Here is an 18,503-nt window from a genome sequence, read left to right as displayed (position 1 = left end):
CGTTACATCGACTCCGCCAGCATGCGGCGGTAATCATCCGCCGTGGCGATGCGCGGGTTGGTCTTGTGGCAGTGGTCGAGCAGGGCGCCTTCCACCACGTGTTCCAGCGCATCTTCCGGCACGCCCATCTGACGCAGGCCGGTCGGCAAGCCCAGGCGCGCCGTCAAGTCATGCACGGCTTGCGCGAGGTCGGCGTCCGCCGGCAGATTCATCACGCGACGCATGCGCGCGTAGCGGTTGTCCCGCACCACGGTTTCCGCTGTCTCGTTAAACCGCAGCACTGCCGGCAGCACCACCGCGTTGAGCGTGCCGTGGTGCAGCCCTGTCTTGCCGTTCACCTTCACACCGCCCAGCGGGTGCGACAACGAATGCACGCACCCCAGCCCCTTCTGGAATGCCATCGCGCCCTGCATGGAGGCGCTCATCATGTTCAGCCGCGCATCGCGGTCTGAACCGTCACGCGTGGCGCGCTCGATGTTGGCCCAGGCGCGCTCCAAACCATCCAGCGCGATGCCATCGGCGGGCGGGTTGAAGGCGGGCGCGAGAAAGGTCTCAATGCAGTGCGCGATGGCATCCATGCCGGTGGCCGCCGTCAGCGCGGGCGGCAGGCCGAGCGTCAATTCCGCATCGCAGATGGCCGATTTGGGCAGCAGGTGCCACGAGTGGAAGCCAAGCTTGCGGCCGTCTTCCAGGATGATGATGGCGCCGCGCGCCACCTCGCTGCCTGTGCCAGCCGTGGTGGGAATGGCGATCAGCGGTGCCGCGGCTTCCGTGATCTTCGCGCTGCCGCCTTCGATAGTCGCGTAGGTGGTCAGCGGCTCCGGGTGCGTCGCTGCAATGGCGATGCCCTTGGCCAGGTCAATCGACGAACCACCCCCAATGGCGATCAGCCCATCGCAACCGGCGTCCTTGTACTGCGCGGTGGCCTTCAACACCATCGCCTCGGTCGGGTTGGACGGCGTCTCGTCGAACACGGTGACGGGCAGCCCACCCGTGGCATCGATGGCCCGCTGGGCTAACCCGGCGGCGGCCACGCCCTTGTCGGTCACGATCATCGGCCGGCGGATGCCGACGCGCGCGCATTCGCTTTTCAGCTCGTTGACCGTGCCAAAGCCGAGGTGGACGTGGGTGAGATAGAAGATGAGGGCCATGCGCTGTCTCCGGAAGGTTTGTCTGCGTCGCCCGTCTTGCTGTGCGGGCGTGGTTCAATGGATACTCCGATGATAGCCAAATTAGAACGATCGTTCAGTTCACGCCTGCATGCCGTCCCCGTCTCTCGACCCGCACGTTGCCCAGTTGCTCGATCTGGTTGCGCGTGCCAAGCGTCCGCCGTTGAATGCGCTTGCCCCCGCCGACGCCAAGATCGCCTACGAAAAGAGCAGCCCCATTGTCGACATCCCTGCCATTCCGTTGGAATCCGTGCATGACCTGACGATCACGGCGCGTGATGGTTATGTCATTCAGATCCGCACGTACGCTGCGCGCGAAGCAAGCTGGGCCGATCCTCTGCCGTTGCTGGTGTACTTCCACGGCGGCGGCTTCACGGTAGGCAGCATCAAGACGCACGATCAACTCTGCCGATCACTCGCGGCCAAATCCGGCGCGATGGTGCTGTCGGTGGACTATCGGCTTGGGCCCGACTGGAAATTTCCGACCGCAGCAAACGACGCGTTCGACGTGCTGCAGTGGGTGTTTGACGAAGCCGCCACCATCGGCGCGGACCCGGCACGCATCGCGTTCGGTGGCGACAGCGCGGGCGGTACGCTGGCGGCCGTCACCGCAATCGAAGCGCGCAATCGTGGCTTTCAACCGGTGCTGCAACTGCTGATCTACCCCGGCACCACAGCGCGGGAGAACACGCCGTCGCACCGCGAATTCGCCGAGGGCTACCTGCTCACGCAGGAGATGATTCACTGGTTCTTCTCGCAATACCTGCGCACCGATGCCGACCGCGACGACTGGCGCTTCGCCCCGCTGGATGCCGGTGGTCACGGCGCCGATGTGCAAGGCGTGTGCCCCGCGTGGATTGCGGTTGCGGGCTTCGACCCGATCCGCGATGCCGGCATTGGCTACGCCAACAAGCTGCGCGCGGCGGAGGTGCCCGTCGAACTGAAGCTGTACGAAGGCATGATCCACGACTTCTTCAAGATCGGCCGCTTTGTGCCGGCGGTTGAAGATGCGCACCGGGACGCCGCCACTGCACTGCGCCGCGCCTTCGGCACTGAAGCTGAGTAACCCCGAACACCAAGGAGACCCGCATGGCGATTGAGGATTTCCGCCACAGCACGCCGCTGCGTGTGCGCTGGGCCGAAGTCGATGCGCAGAGCATCGTCTTCAACGGCCACTACCTGCTGTATGCGGATGTCTGCATCACCGAGTACTGGCGCAGCATCGGCGTGCGGTATCCGGTGGATGTGGTCGATACGTTCGGTGTCGACTTCTACGTGGTCAAATCCACGCTCGAATACCATGCGTCCGCGCGCTTTGACGACGAGTTGGACCTGCGCTGCCGCGTGGCGCGCCTGGGCCGCTCCAGCATGCGTTTTATCATCGAGATGTATCGCGCAGAGGGTGACGAAAATACGCACCTCGTCACCGGCGAGGTCATCTACGTGTGCGCCCGACCAGCCAAAGAGGGTGCCACGCAGACCTCCGCGCCGATCCCCGATACGCTGCGCGATCGCATCCTCAATTTTGAAGTCCTGAAGCCTGAAGTGTGAGAACTAAGCATGACCGCCCCTGAATCTGTCCGCCCGCTTGCCGGCGTTGAAGTTGACCGCTGGGACGCTGTGCGCGAAGAAGCGCGCGCCATCCGCTACGACGTGTTTGTCATTGAGCAGGGCGTACCTGTTGAACTGGAATGGGATGAATGGGACGACCAGTGCTGGCACGCTCTCGCGCGCGACACGGCTGGCCGTGCAGTGGCCACGGGCCGCCTGCTGCCTGACGGCCATATCGGCCGCATGGCGGTGCGCAAGGAAGCGCGCGGCACGGGTGTTGGCGCACGCGTGCTGGAAGTGTTGATCGACAAGGCCCGGTCGCTTGGCTACCCGGAGTTGATCCTGAACGCGCAAACCCACGCCATGCCGTTCTATGTGCGTGCCGGCTTTACTGCCGAGGGCGCTGAGTTTGAAGAAGCCGGCATTCCGCACCGGACCATGCGCCGCGTGCTGTAAAGCCCACCTATACGTTGATCGCCTTGGCGGCCCGCACGATCGCTTCGATTGCTGCCTGTGCCGCCGGCGATGACGTTCTGCCGTGCAATCGCACGATCCCCGTGATGGACGGCGGCGACAGCCAGCCTTTCACCGCCAGCCGGACGAGCGCGCCGGACTCCAGCTCCTCCCGTACCGCGGCATCCGTTGCACCCAGCACGGTGTCGGTGGTGAGCGCCACTGTCTTGAGCACGCCATAGTTGTCGCATTCGAGCGCGATGCTGGCTTCCTCGCCCGCCGGCAGGCCCAGCAAGGCAGCCAGCTCCACTTTTGAGGGGCTCAGCAGCTTCGGCACGGCAATGCCGTACTCCCACACTTCGCGCAGCGTGTGCTCGCGCTGCGCCAGAGGATGGTCGGCCCGCACGTAGAGGTGGGGCGGCTGACCGCCAATCGGCTGAATGTCCAGCGCAGCGTCTCTTGGCATGTCCCGCACGTCTGCCGCGAAGAACTCGATGTTCTCCGTGCGCAGGCTTTCCAGCAGTTGCACCCAGTTGCCGACCTCCATGCGCAGCGCCACTTGTGGATGCTGCTGCCGTAGCTCACGCAGCGCTTGCGGCATCAGGGTGGCGGTCAACAGCGGCCCCACGCCGAAGGCGGTGTCGCCCAATTGGCTGTCGCGGTAGAGATCTACGTCACGCTGCAGGCACCGTGCCTCGAACAACAGTTTGCGCCCCCGTGCGATCACGAATTCACCCGCTGCGGTGGGGCGCACGCCGCCCACATCGCGGTCGAACAGGCGGATGCCCAGGTCATCTTCAATGGCCTGGATACTGCGGCTGAAGGCGGGCTGACTCAAGTGCACCAATTCGGCGGCACGGGCGAAGTGCAGGGTGTCAGCCAGGGCAACGACGTGACTCAGGCGGCGCAAGTCCATGGCGTTGCGTCCATTGCATTGAACAGATGTTCATTATGCATTGGACGCATTGAATTACCACTCCTAGGCTTGTCTTCACAAAAATTCGCAACACAAGCGAGGAGACACCCCGATGAGTTCGCACCAGCAGTTGCTCCTGATCAGTGCCTGCATCCTGGGCTTTGGCGCCATGGAGTTCGTCACCCGACGCTACCAGGCACGCGTCAGCGGCAAGGCCACCGCCAACGATGCGTGGCTGGAAGTGCTGATGTTTGTCAGCTTGGTCGCCATCACCCAGCCGATTGCGCTGCTGGGCAGCAACGCGCTGTGCAACTGGCTCATGCCCGCGCAGCACAACGCCTGGGCCAATCTGCCGTGGTGGGCCATGACCGGCTTGCTGCTGATCGGCGATGACCTCACGCAGTACCTGTGGCACCGCGCCTCGCATTCGCCGCTGCTGTGGCCGTTGCACCGTGCGCACCACAGTTCGTCGTACATAAGCGTGCGCATCACGTACCGCAACAACTTCTTCTACTACCTGATGATGCCCGGCCTGTGGATTGGCGGAGTGGCGGTGTACCTGGGCTTTGGCAGCGTCTACGGGGTGTATCTGGTGGTGAAGGTGGCCGTCATCCTGGGTGCGCACTGCGCCTGGCCGTGGGACGCGCCGCTGTACCGCATCCGCGCGCTGCGCCCGTTGATGTGGGTGATCGAGCGCACCATTTCCACGCCTGCCACACATTGGGCACATCACGCACTCACCAACGCCGACGGCATTGGTCATTACAAGGGCAATTTCGGCAACCTGCTGTTCTTCTGGGATGTGCTGTTCGGCACGGCGCATATCACGCGCAAATACCCTGCACAGATCGGCTTGCAGGATGACGCCTTGTACGGCGCAGAACGGTGGACTGCACAGATGTTCTATCCGCTGGTGCAATCCAAGCGTGAGCATTCGGCGCTGCGCCCGGGTGGCTATGGCTTTACGGAAGTCGAGCCGGCGCAAGAGCAGGCGTAGCCCCTGCGCCGCGCTTACGTATCGGCGTGCGTGACCGTATCAAGCGCGCCAAGGTAGCGCGTCTCGCCAATCTGCCCCTGTGCGTCGAAGCGGCGCTCGGTCACGTCGAAGCAGCCATCGTGGCGGATGCGCAGCACGGTCGTGGCACGCGTGCCATAGCGCGGTGAGCGGATGAAGGCGGCGGAGAGCAGCTTTTCCCACTCAGGTGCCACACCTGTTTCAGGCAGGGCACCTGTGGGGGCTTCTCGCGTCTCGGCCATCAGGTTGAGGTAGCGGGCCACGTCCAGCGCGTTGCCGTGCCGGCCGGTATCCGCGGCCAAGGCCTCGGCAAACGCAGCCATGCGGTGGCGCACCTTGAACCACGGCGTATCGAGCAGCGCATTCGACAGCCCGTACACGCCGGGTGCCAGCTTGCGTGGGGCCTCTGCGCGATTGCTAGTCCACCAGAGTTCGTCGCGCGTGGCGGTCAGCAGGTTGTAGCCGTTGTAGGCGCGGTCGCGGGTGGTCAAGCTGTCGAGGTACGTCGGGATCGACGCCTCTTCGGCCATCAGAAAATTGGAGACCAATTCACCACGCGAACGTGCATCCGGGCGGCGTTCGGATGGTGCACGGTAGTTGGTCAGCGCGGCAAACCGGCCGTCGCGCGTCATCCCCATCCACGTGCCTGCGTGGCCGACCACCTGGGCCAGATCACGCCCGGCCAGCACGTTGGGCGCATCGCTCCACCACGCCAGCGGCGCGGCGGGGCGGTCATAGAATTCGTCCCGGTTGGCGGCCACCACCAGCGCGTAGGCGGGGTGGGCGTGCCAGGCCGTGAGAATCAAACACATGAGCACTTCCTTTGAACATGCCAAGCGAGTGGTCAATGTGACGACCTGTGTCGCGAGGGCTTCGGCCAAGCATAGCAGCCAGCCGAATTTTTGCGATGACGATTACATGGATGCGGGGCTAACCGTTTTCCAGATCGACGAAAAGCTCGGCATGGCGTTCGCCTGCAACAAATTCGCGCGGGCCGCCGGTCTCCCACAGACCGGCCAGCGTGGCGGTAAAGGCCGGCGGGATGTCGTGGTAGCACTCCATCCACGTGGCCTGCCCGTCGCGTAGTTCGGGGCGACGCATCACCGTGCCGGCCACGCCGGTCGCTTCTTCCACCGTGTCGAGCCAGCGTTGCCAGCGTGGCAGGGCGGCGGCAGCCTCGCGTTCAGCGATGCGGAAGTAGACGAACAGGTGGTCGGCCATGATGGGTGTCCGGTATCAGGCGTTTTCTGAAACGGGAATCGTGTACGGCAGGTTCTGCAGCGTCAGCACCGGGCCGTCAAACGTGGCGAGGTGGATGACGGTGTCCAGCGCATCCAGCTTCAGCTCGACGAGCAGGTCCGTGCCGCCGTCTGGTGCCATCGCCGCGTTCACGACCATGCCACACGGCTGGTTCGGATCGGCTGCGCTGTAGACCTCGGCGCCTGCGGAGGTGGGGGCGTTCACGTGGGCGCGCTGCATGCGCCGCTTGAGCGTGCCGCGATACTGACTGCGCGCGACGATTTCCTGGCCGGGGTAGCAGCCCTTTTTGAAATCGACACCGCCCAGCAACTCCAGGTTCACCATCTGCGGGACGAACTGCTCTTGCGTGGGCAGGGTGATTTGCGGCACACCGGCCTGCAAGCTCAACCAGTCCCACACCTCGGTGCCGACGAGCGAGAGGCGTGACGACAGCGTCTTCCATGCATGCTGGAAATGCTCGGCGTGCACCATCCATTGATAGCGCGGGCGGCCGTCGGCGTCGGGCAGGCGGATGACTGCACCAACCTGCTGGCCCACCGTGGCCGGCTGCTGTGCGACGGCGTAGATGGCGTCGAACTCCGGCAGCACGGCGCCGGCGGCCCGCAGGGCGTCAGCCGCATCCGGTCCGGCCACGCCGATGGCGATGAACTCGTCCATCGGACGCAGCTTGGCCTTGGCGCGCAGCACGAACATCGACAGGCGTTTGGTCAGCGCCGGGGCGACCAGCTTGTCGGCCTGCAGCACGATCGTATCGGCCTGACGCCACATCAGCAGCGTGGCCAGCAGGCGCCCCTTGGGCGAGCAGTAGCCGGCCAGGCGCGCCTGGTTGGGCCCCAGGCCCGTGACGGCGTTGGTCAGCTGGTTATGGAGGAATTCGGCCGCATCCGCGCCTTCAACGGCAATGCGCGCGAGATTGGTCGGCGCAGACAGCACGCTGCCGCGCGAGGCGGCATCAAATTGGACGTCGAGCGGGGGAAAGCTGAGCGTATCGACGAAATCCTGAAAAACGTCATTCATGGTGTGCAGGCTGCCAGAGTTTGACCCGGTATTATATGAGGCTGTCTGACGGGCAGTTTGTGCCCTCGCAATCCATTTCAAGAGTGCGGACAAGGCCATGGTCGGGTGTTTCCGCGCATAGATTCGCAACGCAATGTTCTCTTTTCTCAAACGCCTGGTTGTTCTGGCGATCCTGATCGCGCTTGCTGCGGCAGGTGGCGTGGTGTGGTGGGCCCAGCAGCCGGTGAGCCTTCCGGCCCCGACGCTGGAAGTCGTGATCAAGCCGAACTCGAGCGTCATCTCGGTCGGCAAGCAGCTCGCCAGTGCGGGCGTGGGCGTGCAACCGCAGTTGTTCTCGCTCGTGGCGCGCGCCACCGGCAACGCCAAGAGCCTGAAGGCGGGCGGTTACGAGCTGGAGGCGGGCGCCACGCCGCTGTCCATCCTCGACAAGATGGCACGCGGCGAGGTGACGCACTACGTCGTCACCGTCATTGAGGGCTGGTCGATGCGCCAGATGCGCGCGGCGGTGGATGCGGAGCCTGCGCTCAAGCACGACACGGCGGGCCTGTCCGATGCCGATTTGATGCGCAAGATTGGCGCGCCCGAAGCCAATCCGGAAGGCCTGTTCTTCCCCGATACCTATCTCTTTGCACGGGGCAGCAGCGACGTGGAGCTCTACCGCCACGCCTACCAGGCCATGCAGAAACGCCTGGCCGACGCCTGGGCCAAGCGGCCGCTCGACCTGCCGTACAAGACCCCGTACGAAGCGCTGACCATGGCTTCCATCATCGAGAAAGAGACCGGCCAGAAGATCGACCGGCCGATGATTGCGGCGGTGTTCGTCAACCGCTTGCGCAAGAACATGCTGCTGCAGACAGACCCCACCGTAATCTATGGCATCGGCGCCGGCTTTGACGGCAATTTGCGCAAGCGCGACCTGCAGGCCGACACGCCGTACAACACCTACACGCGTGCCGGCCTGCCGCCCACGCCGATCTCGCTGCCGGGCATGGCCTCGCTGCAGGCGGCGTTGAACCCGGCATCATCCGATGCGCTGTACTTCGTGGCGCGCGGCGACGGCAGCAGCCAGTTTTCGACCAACCTGACGGACCACAACCGGGCCGTCAATAAATACGTGCGCGGCCAACCATGACTGGCAAGTTCATCACATTCGAAGGTATCGACGGGGCAGGCAAGAGCACGCACCTGGCGTGGTTCGCTCAGCAATTGCAGGCCAAGCTCGCACCGCAAGGCAAGAAGGTGGTCGTCACCCGTGAGCCGGGTGGCACACCGCTGGGCGAACGCCTGCGTGAAGTGCTGCTGCACGAGCGCATGCATCTGGAAACCGAAGCGCTGCTGATGTTCGCCAGCCGCCGTGAGCACATCGCTGAGGTGATTCAGCCCGCGCTCGACGCTGGTGACTGGGTCATCTCCGACCGTTTCACCGACGCTACCTTCGCTTACCAGGGCGGGGGCAGGGGCTTGGCCATCGACCGGCTCGAAGCCCTGGAGCAGTGGGTGCAGCAGGGCCTGCAGCCGACCAAGACCATCCTCTTCGACCTGGCCCCTGAAATTGCCGCCGCACGTCTGGCCGACGCCCGCACGCCCGACAAGTTCGAAGCCGAGTCCGCCCTGTTCTTCCTGCGCACGCGTGCAGAATACCTGCGCCGCGCCGCCGAAGAACCGCAGCGTTTTGTCGTGCTGGATGCCAACCGCGAGCGCGGTGAACTCCAGAAAGACTTAGAGCAATTGCTTGCAACGCTTTGATTTTGCGCGCAATTTCCGATACCGAAATAATGGTTTCACGGCGAGTTTTCGCATCAACAAGCTAGCGCAACCCATTGATTCATGATGCTTTATCCCTGGCAATCCGCTGACTGGGCGCGCCTGCAGGCCATGCGGGCCAAGCTGCCGCACGCCATCCTGCTGAACGGCCAGGCCGGCACCGGCAAGCGCGATTTCGCCATGCACTTTGCGCAGGGTCTGCTGTGCGACACGCCCGCAGCCGACGGTCAGCCATGCGGTACCTGCGCGGCCTGCAACTGGTTCGCACAGGGCAACCATCCGGACTTCCACCTCGTGCGCCCCGAGGCGATGGAAGACGCCCCCGAGACGGAGAAGGACGCCGAGGGAAAGAAGAAGGCGCCCAGCAAGATCATCCGCATGGAGCAGGTGCGCAACCTGATCGAAGGCATTGGCGTGGGCACGCACCGGGCTGGGCTGCGCGTAGTGGTGCTATATCCGCTGGATGCGCTGCAGACCGAAGGCGCCAACGCGCTGCTCAAGACGCTGGAGGAGCCGCCGCAGGACACCGTCTTCTTGCTGGTGACGGACCGCATCGACCGCATCCTGCCGACCATCCTGTCGCGCTGTCGGCAGTTTCCGCTGCAGCCCCCGCAGCCTGAGGCCGCACGCCAGTGGCTGGAGCGGCAGGGTGTGCCGCACGCGCAGAACCTGCTGGCTGAGTACGGCAACGCACCGCTGGCCGCGCTGGCGGCCGCCGAGTCTGAAGACCGACCGCTGTTGCAGTTTCTGCTCGAACAACTGGGCCAGGGCGCGAAACTCGATGCACTGGCGACCGCCGATCATTTACAGAAATTGTCGGTTCCGGCCGTTCTCAGTACCATGCACCGATGGGTCTTTGATCTGATGGCGGCGAGGTTGGCGGGGCGCCCACGGTATTTCCCAGGGCAGCGCGACGCGTTGCAACGTTGCGCAAGCACCATCCCGCTGGACCGCCTGGAACGTTTCGCGCGCGCCTTGCCAGAGCGGCGCCGCACCGAGCAGCACCCGCTGGCTGCGCGCCTTGTCATCGAAAGCCTTTTGCTGGATTACCGGCAGCTCTTTCCAGCTGCCTGACACTGAACCCCTGGAACCTCTGTGAGCACTGCACCTCTTCGTACGCCTGGCACACCGGTCACCCCTGGCGCTCCTGCCGCTCCCGGCATGGCTGCTGGCGCCCCGACACGCCCGGGCATCGTCTCCCTGGCCATCAAGGATGAAGCCGGCCTGCACGCCGCCTACATGCCGTTCCTGAAGAACGGCGGCATCTTTGTGCCGACCCAGCGCCCTTACCGCATCGGTGAAGAAGTCTTCCTCGTGCTGTCGCTGCTGGACCGTCCGCAGAAGTACCAAGTGGCCGGCAAGGTGGCCTGGATCACGCCCGTCGGCACGCCCAACAAGACACCGGGGATTGGTGTGCACCTGGGTGAAGACGAGCCGTGCCGCGTGCTGCGCCGCGTGGTTGAAGAGTTGCTGGGCAAGCAGATCAACTCGCAGCGCCCCACGCAAACGCTCTGATACTTTTCTGATGCAACACGCGAAGTTGGTGCCGTAACCTTCTGATTATTTGATGTTTGTCGATTCCCACTGCCATATCAATTTTCCGGATCTCCGGGCGCGCCTGCCGGAGCTGCTGACCCGCATGCGCGAAAACCGCGTCACGCACGCGCTGTGCATTTCCGTCACGCTGGAAGACTTCCCGAGCGTGCTGGAGATCGCCGAGCAGGAGCCGAACGTGTACGCCACCGTGGGTGTGCACCCGGATGCCGAAGCGGACATTGAAGAAGGCACACGCATTGAAGAGCCGACGCTGGAGCGCCTGCTGGCGCTGGCCGATCACCCGCGTGTGGTCGGCATCGGCGAGACCGGGCTCGATTACTACCGCCTGGGCGACCGCACCGTGGCCGACATGGAGTGGCAGCGCGATCGCTTCCGCACGCATATCCGCGCCGCCAAGCAGACCGGCAAGCCGCTGGTGATCCACACGCGCTCGTCGGCGGACGACACGCTGGCCATCATGCGTGAAGAGGGCGCCGAGGCCGCACGCGGCGTCATGCACTGCTTTACCGAAAGCTGGGATGTGGCCAAGGCCGCGCTGGACCTGGGGTTCTATATCTCGTTTTCGGGCATCGTCACGTTCAAGAACGCGGTGGATCTGCAGGAAACCGCCAAAAAGGTGCCGCTGGACCGCATGCTGATCGAGACCGATTCGCCTTACCTGGCGCCGGTGCCGTTCCGCGGCAAGACCAATGAGCCGGCTTACGTGCGGCACGTGGGCGAATTCCTCGCCACGCTGCGTGGCGAGCCGCTGGAGCGCATCGCCAGTGCGACCACCGAGAATTTCTTCCATCTATTCAACAAAATACCGCGATAAGTTGCGGTATCACTTGAAGCAAACCATGCGAAAAATCACACTGGCCGCCAGCTTGGCGATGGCGCTGTCGAGCGCCGCATTCGCCGCGCCGCAGGACGACCTGCGCGCTGCGGTGGAATACAACCGGCCGGTGCTGGTGCAGAAGTACGTTGCGCAGGGCGTGGACCCGAACCTGAACACGCGGGAAGGCAATCCGCTGCTGGTGGATGCGCTCAAGGACAGGAACATCGAGGTGGCCGAGGCGCTGATCCGCGCCAAGAACATCGACTTCGAGCGCACCAATGCCGCCGGCGAGAACGCCCTGATGATGGCGGCCTACCAAGGCCTGCTGCCGATGGTGAAGCTGATGGTGGAAACGTATGACGTGGAGGTCAACAAGACCGGCTGGACCGCGCTGCACTACGCCGCCACCAACGGGCACGACGACGTCGTCAAATACCTGCTCGACCATGCGGCCTACATTGATGCGGAAAGCCCCAACGCCACGACACCGCTGATGATGGCGGCCATGAGCGGCCACATCACCACGGTCAAGCTGCTGCTGGACGAGGGCGCGGACATGAACCTGCGCAACCAGCAGAAGATGGACGTGATCGACTTTGCCAAGCGATATCACCAGGACGAGATTGCGGCCGGGCTGGAGTCGCGCCGACGCAAGCTGGCAGAGCAGGCGGGCAAGCCCGCGCCTGCGCTGGCACCCGCAGCGGCAGCGCAGCCTGCAAAGCCTGTGGTGCCCGACGCACCAACGCCGATGCCGGCTGCCAAACCGGCCGAGGCGGCACCGCGTAGCCAAGACGCGATCGGCACCCCCACCAACATGCTATTCGACAGCAACCGCTAGGCACCGGCTGCATTACGGCGGGGCACGATGCGCATCACGCCCGCCGCGCCAGCCGCACCCCGGTGAACTGCCACCGCTGGTGCGGATAGAAGAAGTTGCGATATGTCGCCCGCAGATGCCCCTCGGGCGACACGCATGACCCGCCGCGCAGCACCATCTGGCTGCACATGAACTTGCCGTTGTACTCGCCCACGGCGCCCTCGGCCGGTTGAAAGCCTGGATAGGGGCCATACGGGCTGGCGGTCCATTCCCACACATCCCCGAACAGTTGACGCAAGCCACCGGCCTGCGCGATGCCGTGGTCAGGCAATGGCCTGAGCGCACCACGCTCGACAAAGTTGCCTTGCACTGGCGTACCCTCGGCGGCGTGCTCCCATTCAGCCTCCATGGGCAGGCGGGCGCCGGCCCAGCGGGCATAGGCATCGGCCTCGTAAAAGCTGACGTGCGTGACGGGCGCGTCCAGATCTACCGGCTGCAGACCGTGCAGCGACATCTGCTGCCAACCCTCACCTTCATCCGCGCCGGCTCGCCAGTAGAGCGGGGCGTCGATGCCATCGCGCTGCACCCAGGCCCAGCCATCGGATAGCCACAGCGTGGGCTGGCGATAGCCGCCGTCCTCCATGAAGGTGATCCACTCACGGTTGGTGACGGGGTGCGTCGCCAGTGCGTAGGGCTCCAGCCAGACGGTGTGGCGCGGGCCCTCGCAGTCGAACATGAAATCGGCGCTGGAATCGGTCTTGCCGATCTGCGCGGCGCCGCCCTGGAACTCGACCCAGCCTGGCTGTGCTCCGGTTGCGCGTACTGGCGCGGGGCGCGTCTGCGCGTAGGCCGGACACAGAGGATTCTGCGCGAACAGGTGCAGCAGGTCGGTCAACAGCAACTCCTGATGCTGCTGCTCGTGATGCAGCCCGAGCGTAATCAGCCGGGCAAGCTCCGCAGACACGCCTTCGGCCAGCACCCGCTGCATGGCCGCATCCACATGCGCGCGATAGGTGCGTACCTCATCGAGTGTGGGGCGCGTAAGCATGCCTCGGCGTGGGCGTGGGTGCCGTGCGCCGACGGTCTCGTAATACGAGTTGAACAGGTAGCGGTAGCGCGCATCCGGCGAGCGGTAGCCGGGCACGCTGTGACCAACATTCGGGCCGAGGATGAACTCTTCGAAGAACCACGTGGTGTGGGCCAAGTGCCATTTGGCGGGGCTGGCATCGTCCATCGACTGGACGGTGGCATCGGCGTCCGACAGCGGCGCAGCCAGGGCCAGGGACTGTGTCCGCACGGCGCTGTAGTGCTGCATGAGGTCGGGCAGGGCAGGCGGGGTGTTGGCGGGCACATCGAAGGCGGGTGATACACGCATGGCGTCTTCAGTCTCCAGGCTGGCGGCAAGAGCAGGCGGTCAGAACGGCAGAGCAGCAAGCGGGCCATGCTGCAGAGCGCACGCTGGCGCGCCACGTTCACCCGCGCACGTCTTGGTTTCATAGAAGCATATGCGAGCTTTGTAACTTTGCTATGTGCAACAGTCGGCATGCTGCGTTGCACGAATGTCCGCAGTGCAGCATCGCTTGTCATGAAACAGTCACTCCGATTGCCTAGGATGTAAACGTTTACAAATTCAAACGAGGGCGCCGTGGCAAGCAGCATCAAGGACGTGGCAACACGGGCTGGCATCTCCATCGCCACTGTGTCGCGTGCGGTCAATACGCCGGAGCGTGTGAGCGCTGAGACGCTCGCCCGCGTGCAGGCCGCCATGGATGCGCTGCAGTACCGCCCCAACGCATTGGGCCGCCAGCTGCGCGCGATGCATACCGGTCTGCTGGGCGTGGTGCTGCCCTCGCTGGCCAACCCGGTGTTTGCCGAGTGCATGCAGGGCATTGAAGACGCGGCGTCCGTCACGGGCCAGCGCGTCATGTTGATGACCACCGCCTACGACCTCGAGCGCGAAGCCCGCGCCATCGAGACCCTGCTGGAGCAGCGCGTCGACGGCCTGGTCCTGACGGTGGCCGATGCCGCCGCCAACCCCCATCTCGATCGGCTGGACGCCGAGCACGTGCCGTACGTGCTGGTCTACAACGACACCGTCGGCCAGCCGCGCATTCCCGCACGTTGCTGTGTCACCGTCGACAACCGGGCCGCCGCGCGCGATGCCATCCGTGCGTTGCTGGCGCAGGGCCACAAGCAGATCCGTATGCTGACCGGCACGCTATCGGCATCAGACCGTGCCGCGCTACGCCACGACGGCTACCGCGAGGCATTGGAAGCCGCTGGCATTGCCCCGCAACCGCCGGTGGAAATCGACTTCAACGCCGATGCCATGCTGCCCACCGAACTGGCCCGTCTGCTGGCGCCACCGCGCCCGACCGCCGTTTTCTGCAGCAACGACCGACTGGCATTACTCACGATCCGCTCGCTGCGCGAGATGGGCCTGCGCGTGCCGGAAGACGTGAGCGTGATCGGCTTTGACGGCCTAGCGATGGGGCAGTGGCTCATGCCCACGCTCGCCACGGTGGCGCAACCGCATCGCCAGATTGGCGCGGATGCCGCCCAGGCGCTGGGCCGCCGCATCGCGGGCGAGGTCGTGCCCTCGATCACGCTGCCGCATCGCCTGCTACATGGCGGCACGCTGGCCAGAGCGCCGGCCGTGCCCGCATCGCTTTCCGTTGTGCCTTCTTCCCTCACGTCTGATACGCAAGGAGCGTCTCGATGAAACGTCTCGTTCAATGGCTGCGCGCGTGCGGCCTTGCTGGTGCCACCATCGCTGCTGGCGCCTTCGCCCTCGCGGCGCCGGTGCAGGCCCAGCCGGCCGGCCAGCAGGTCGCCATCTGCTACAACTGCCCGCCGGAATGGGCCGACTGGGCCAGCCAGATCAAGGCCATCAAGGACAAGACCGGCATCACCGTGCCGTTCGACAACAAGAACTCCGGCCAGGCCATCGCACAGATGCTGGCCGAGAAGTCGCACCCGGTGGCGGACGTGGCCTATCTCGGTATCACGTCCGCGTATCAGGCCAAGGAGAAAGGCCTGGTCGCCAACTACAAGCCCAAGCACTGGGAAGACATTCCGGCCAGCATGAAGGACCCGGATGGCGCGTTCTTCTCGATCCACTCCGGCACGCTGGGCTTCTTCGTCAACAAGGACGCGCTGGAAGGCAAGCCCGTACCGCGCTCATGGAAAGACCTGCTCAAGCCTGAGTACAAGGGCATGGTCGGCTACCTGGACCCGAGCAGCGCATTCGTTGGCTATGTGGGCGCCGTGGCAGTCAACCAGGCACTGGGCGGCACGCTGGACAACTTCACCCCCGGCATCGAGTGGTTCAAGCAACTGAAGAAGAACGCGCCGATCGTGCCGAAGCAAACGGCCTACGCTCGCGTCGTGGCCGGTGAGATCCCCATCCTGCTCGACTACGACTTCAACGCCTACCGCGCCAAGTACAAGGATCACGCCAATGTGGAGTTCGTGATTCCGCAGGAGGGCACGATTGCCGTGCCGTACGTGATGAGCCTGACCGCCAACGCGCCGCATGCCGACAACGCCAAGAAGGTGCTCGACTTCGTGCTGTCGGACGAGGGCCAGACGCTGTGGGCCAACGCCTACCTGCGCCCGGTACGCGCCAACGCCATGAGCAAGGAAGCCGCATCGCGCTTTCTGCCGGCCAGCGAGTACGCCCGTGTGAAGACGGTCGACTTCAACAAGATGGCAGCCGGCCAGCAAGCGTTCGGCACGCGCTATCTGGACGAGGTCCGCTGAGCATGAGCACCGTCACCCGAACCACCTTGCCCGAGGACGCGGTACTGCCCGCACGGTGGCGGGTGGCGTTGCTGGCGCCAGCCGTTGCGCTGTTCTGCGCGTTCTGGCTGCTGCCGATGGCAGCGCTGCTGCGCGTGAGCGGTAGCGAAGGGCTGATCGCCACTTACACGGCGGCGCTGACCACGCCGCGCTACCTGAGCAGCCTGGTGTCGACCGTGGTGTTGTCAGCGGCAGTCACGCTGGCAACGCTGGTTCTGTCGACCATCGCAGGGCTGTTCCTGGTGCGCCATAACGTGCCGGGCAAACGGCTCATCACGGCCATGCTGACGTTTCCGCTGGCGTTTCCGGGTGTGGTGGTTGGCTTCATGGTGATCCTGCTGGCCGGGCGCCAGGGCCTGCTGGGCGACCTGACACGCCAGTTGACCGGTGAGAAATGGGTCTTCGCCTATTCGATCGGCGGGTTGTTTCTCGGTTACCTGTATTTCTCGATCCCGCGCGTGGTGCTGACGGTGATGGCGGCAGCGGAAAAACTGGACCGATCGCTGGAAGAGGCGGCGCGCTCGCTGGGCGCATCGTCGTGGCAGGTGACGCGCGATGTGCTGGTGCCGGGGCTGGCGCCAGCGCTCATCGCCTCCGGGGCGATCTGCTTTGCCACGTCGATGGGCGCGTTTGGCACCGCCTTCACGCTCGCCACCGAAATCGACGTGCTGCCGATGACGATCTATACCGAGTTCACGCTCAATGCGGGGATTGCGATGGCGGCTGCGCTGTCGGTCGTGCTGGGCGTGGTGACATGGCTGGTGCTGGCGATTGCGCGCACGGCCAGTGGTGGGCAGACAGGGGCGGCAGCATGAAACGTCTGCTTTCCCTCTCGCAGTGGTTCATCACGCTGCTGCTTTGCCTGTTCCTGATCGTGCCGGTTGTGCTGTCGATGGCCGTGGGCCTGACACGCAACTACATCCGCGGTTTCAAGAGCGGTTGGACGCTCGATTGGGTCGCCCAGGTGTGGGACATGTACCAGGCGTCGATCTGGATGTCGCTGCTCGTGGCGCTGTGCACGCTGGTGATCGTGCTGGCAGCGGGCGTGCCGGCCGGCTATGTGCTGGCGCGCCGCCAGAGCCGCACGAGCCGCCTGATCGAAGAATTCCTGACGCTGCCTGTGGCGCTGCCGGGGCTGGCCACGGCGCTGGGGCTGATTGTTGCGTATGGCGGTTTCGGCGGCTTTCGCGAGAGCCTGTGGTTCATCGTGGTCGGGCACGTGGTGTTCACGCTGCCGTTCATGGTGCGCTCGGTGGCGGCCGTGGCTGCGGGGCAGAACCTGAAGACGCTGGAGGAGGGCGCGGCCAGCCTGGGTGCAACGTTTGCTCAGCGCTTCCGCACCATCGTGCTGCCGAACGTGCAGCCCGGCATCCTGGCCGGTGCGTTGACGGTGGTGACACTGTCGGTGGGTGAATTCAACCTGACCTGGATGCTGCACACACCGCAAACCAAGACCCTGCCGGTCGGCCTGGCCGACACCTATGCGTCGATGCGACTGGAGATTGCCAGCGCCTACACGCTGATCTTCTTCGTCATGATCGTGCCGCTGCTGGTGCTGATGCAGCGCTTTGGCGGCCTGCGCACGAGCGACACCCGCAACGGAAAGACTTCCCGATGAGCAACGATTCCCTCAATCTCGCGCCCGTGCCAATCCAGTTGCGCGGCTGCGGCAAGCACTTCGGCGGCCAGCGCGTGCTGGACCCGCTCGACCTCGATATCGGCGCAGGCGAGACCGTCGTGCTGCTCGGCCCCTCGGGCTGCGGCAAGACCACCACGCTGCGCATCGTCGCCGGGCTGGAGGCGCCAGATGCCGGCGGCACCGTGCGCTTTGGTGACGAGGATGTCACCGCACGCCCCATCGAGCGCCGCCGTGTCGGCATGGTGTTCCAGAACTACGCGCTGTTTCCCAACCTGAGCGTGCGCGGCAACGTGGAATACGGCCTGCGCATCCAGCGTCGCCAGAATGGTCTGTCCGACGCACAGATCGGCGCCCGTGCAGACACGCTGCTGGAGATGATGCATCTCACGCCGTATGCCGATCGCGCTGTCGATCAGCTCTCCGGCGGCCAGCGCCAGCGCGTGGCCCTGGCGCGTGCCCTGGCGCCCGAACCGCGCGTGCTGCTGCTCGACGAACCGCTCACGGCGCTCGACGCCAAGCTGCGCGAATCCGTGCGCGCCGAAATGGACCGCCTGCTGCGCAGCCTCGGCATCACCACCATCTACGTGACGCACGACCAGGAAGAGGCGATGGCACTGGCCGATCGCATCGTCGTGATGGAAGCCGGGCGCATTGCGCAGATCGGCACGCCGCGCGAGATCTACTTCCAGCCGGCCAACCGGCATGTGGCGGATTTCATCGGCATCAT

General features: G+C 64.9%; 21 protein-coding genes. 15 read left to right on the top strand and 6 right to left on the bottom strand.

The window, feature by feature from the left end:
- Positions 1 to 2: 2 nt before the first annotated feature.
- Complete coding sequence (locus C404_RS40640) at positions 3 to 1,151, bottom strand: iron-containing alcohol dehydrogenase (RefSeq protein ID WP_021194518.1); 1,149 nt, start codon at positions 1,149 to 1,151, stop codon at positions 3 to 5.
- A 109-nt stretch (positions 1,152 to 1,260) separates the two neighbouring features.
- Between C404_RS40640 and C404_RS40635 the strand changes: the two genes are divergently transcribed.
- The 3 genes from C404_RS40635 to C404_RS40625 are packed head-to-tail and all read left to right on the top strand — an operon-like array spanning position 1,261 to position 3,176.
- The gene (locus tag C404_RS40635; protein ID WP_021194517.1) at positions 1,261 to 2,235 is read left to right on the top strand and encodes an alpha/beta hydrolase; all 975 of its coding nucleotides are present in this window, start codon (positions 1,261 to 1,263) and stop codon (positions 2,233 to 2,235) included.
- A gap of 23 nt (positions 2,236 to 2,258) precedes the next feature.
- A complete protein-coding gene (locus tag C404_RS40630; RefSeq protein ID WP_021194516.1) occupies positions 2,259 to 2,720 on the top strand; it encodes an acyl-CoA thioesterase in 462 nt (153 codons plus the stop codon).
- Positions 2,721 to 2,729: 9 nt separating this feature from the next.
- On the top strand, positions 2,730 to 3,176 hold the full coding sequence (locus tag C404_RS40625; protein ID WP_021194515.1) for a GNAT family N-acetyltransferase: 447 nt from the start codon (positions 2,730 to 2,732) through the stop codon (positions 3,174 to 3,176).
- A 7-nt stretch (positions 3,177 to 3,183) separates the two neighbouring features.
- On the opposite strand, the gene C404_RS40620 is transcribed toward C404_RS40625, so the two are convergent.
- Positions 3,184 to 4,089 (bottom strand): LysR family transcriptional regulator, encoded by a 906-nt coding sequence (locus C404_RS40620; protein WP_021194514.1) that lies wholly within the window; start codon positions 4,087 to 4,089, stop codon positions 3,184 to 3,186.
- Between the two features lie 112 nt (positions 4,090 to 4,201).
- On the opposite strand from C404_RS40620, the gene C404_RS40615 reads away from it, so the two are divergent.
- Positions 4,202 to 5,086 (top strand): sterol desaturase family protein, encoded by an 885-nt coding sequence (locus C404_RS40615; protein WP_021194513.1) that lies wholly within the window; start codon positions 4,202 to 4,204, stop codon positions 5,084 to 5,086.
- Between the two features lie 14 nt (positions 5,087 to 5,100).
- Here the strand turns inward: C404_RS40615 and C404_RS40610 are convergent, their stop codons facing one another.
- The 3 genes from C404_RS40610 to ygfZ all read right to left on the bottom strand — a co-directional run bounded on the left by C404_RS40610 (position 5,101) and on the right by ygfZ (position 7,381).
- Entirely contained in the window at positions 5,101 to 5,916 is an 816-nt protein-coding gene (locus C404_RS40610; RefSeq protein ID WP_021194512.1) for an NRDE family protein, read from the bottom strand.
- A gap of 118 nt (positions 5,917 to 6,034) precedes the next feature.
- The gene (locus C404_RS40605) at positions 6,035 to 6,325 is read right to left on the bottom strand and encodes a DUF4936 family protein (RefSeq protein ID WP_021194511.1); all 291 of its coding nucleotides are present in this window, start codon (positions 6,323 to 6,325) and stop codon (positions 6,035 to 6,037) included.
- A gap of 15 nt (positions 6,326 to 6,340) precedes the next feature.
- Positions 6,341 to 7,381, bottom strand: coding sequence for a CAF17-like 4Fe-4S cluster assembly/insertion protein YgfZ (gene ygfZ / locus C404_RS40600; protein WP_021194510.1), 1,041 nt, complete (start codon positions 7,379 to 7,381; stop codon positions 6,341 to 6,343).
- A gap of 133 nt (positions 7,382 to 7,514) precedes the next feature.
- Here ygfZ and mltG point away from each other — a divergent pair, with 133 nt between their 5' ends.
- From mltG to C404_RS40570, 6 genes are all read left to right on the top strand, one after another.
- Entirely contained in the window at positions 7,515 to 8,513 is a 999-nt protein-coding gene (gene mltG / locus C404_RS40595) for an endolytic transglycosylase MltG (RefSeq protein ID WP_021194509.1), read from the top strand.
- Positions 8,510 to 9,127, top strand: a complete 618-nt coding sequence (gene tmk / locus C404_RS40590; protein ID WP_021194508.1) for a dTMP kinase — start codon at positions 8,510 to 8,512, stop codon at positions 9,125 to 9,127. The genes mltG and tmk overlap by 4 nt, the downstream gene beginning before the upstream one ends.
- An 81-nt stretch (positions 9,128 to 9,208) precedes the next feature.
- Positions 9,209 to 10,219, top strand: a complete 1,011-nt coding sequence (locus C404_RS40585; RefSeq protein ID WP_021194507.1) for a DNA polymerase III subunit delta' — start codon at positions 9,209 to 9,211, stop codon at positions 10,217 to 10,219.
- Between the two features lie 87 nt (positions 10,220 to 10,306).
- Complete coding sequence (locus tag C404_RS40580; protein ID WP_021194506.1) at positions 10,307 to 10,660, top strand: PilZ domain-containing protein; 354 nt, start codon at positions 10,307 to 10,309, stop codon at positions 10,658 to 10,660.
- Between the two features lie 52 nt (positions 10,661 to 10,712).
- Positions 10,713 to 11,516: a TatD family hydrolase gene (locus C404_RS40575; protein ID WP_021194505.1), complete on the top strand. Its 804-nt coding sequence runs from the start codon at positions 10,713 to 10,715 to the stop codon at positions 11,514 to 11,516.
- Between the two features lie 25 nt (positions 11,517 to 11,541).
- A complete protein-coding gene (locus C404_RS40570) occupies positions 11,542 to 12,357 on the top strand; it encodes an ankyrin repeat domain-containing protein (RefSeq protein WP_021194504.1) in 816 nt (271 codons plus the stop codon).
- Positions 12,358 to 12,391: 34 nt separating this feature from the next.
- On the opposite strand, the gene egtB is transcribed toward C404_RS40570, so the two are convergent.
- Positions 12,392 to 13,711, bottom strand: coding sequence for an ergothioneine biosynthesis protein EgtB (egtB, locus tag C404_RS40565; RefSeq protein ID WP_021194503.1), 1,320 nt, complete (start codon positions 13,709 to 13,711; stop codon positions 12,392 to 12,394).
- A 270-nt stretch (positions 13,712 to 13,981) separates the two neighbouring features.
- On the opposite strand from egtB, the gene C404_RS40560 reads away from it, so the two are divergent.
- The 5 genes from C404_RS40560 to C404_RS40540 all read left to right on the top strand — a co-directional run.
- Positions 13,982 to 15,058 (top strand): LacI family DNA-binding transcriptional regulator, encoded by a 1,077-nt coding sequence (locus C404_RS40560; RefSeq protein ID WP_021194502.1) that lies wholly within the window; start codon positions 13,982 to 13,984, stop codon positions 15,056 to 15,058.
- Positions 15,055 to 16,098: an ABC transporter substrate-binding protein gene (locus tag C404_RS40555; protein WP_021194501.1), complete on the top strand. Its 1,044-nt coding sequence runs from the start codon at positions 15,055 to 15,057 to the stop codon at positions 16,096 to 16,098. The genes C404_RS40560 and C404_RS40555 overlap by 4 nt, the downstream gene beginning before the upstream one ends.
- A 2-nt stretch (positions 16,099 to 16,100) precedes the next feature.
- Positions 16,101 to 16,952: an ABC transporter permease gene (locus C404_RS40550; protein ID WP_049285512.1), complete on the top strand. Its 852-nt coding sequence runs from the start codon at positions 16,101 to 16,103 to the stop codon at positions 16,950 to 16,952.
- Positions 16,949 to 17,755 carry an ABC transporter permease gene (locus C404_RS40545; RefSeq protein ID WP_021194499.1) on the top strand — a complete coding sequence of 269 codons (807 nt, stop codon included), beginning with the start codon at positions 16,949 to 16,951 and terminating at the stop codon, positions 17,753 to 17,755. The genes C404_RS40550 and C404_RS40545 overlap by 4 nt, the downstream gene beginning before the upstream one ends.
- Positions 17,752 to 18,503, top strand: a 752-nt coding sequence (locus C404_RS40540) for an ABC transporter ATP-binding protein (protein WP_021194498.1), incomplete at its 3' end; no start/stop codon positions are given. The genes C404_RS40545 and C404_RS40540, both read left to right, overlap by 4 nt.

The organism is Ralstonia sp. AU12-08 (genome assembly GCF_000442475.1).
Taxonomy (GTDB): Bacteria; Pseudomonadota; Gammaproteobacteria; order Burkholderiales; family Burkholderiaceae; genus Ralstonia; species Ralstonia insidiosa.
Note: the sequence above shows the minus strand (reverse complement) of the source record. Positions and strands in the feature narration are given on the sequence as shown.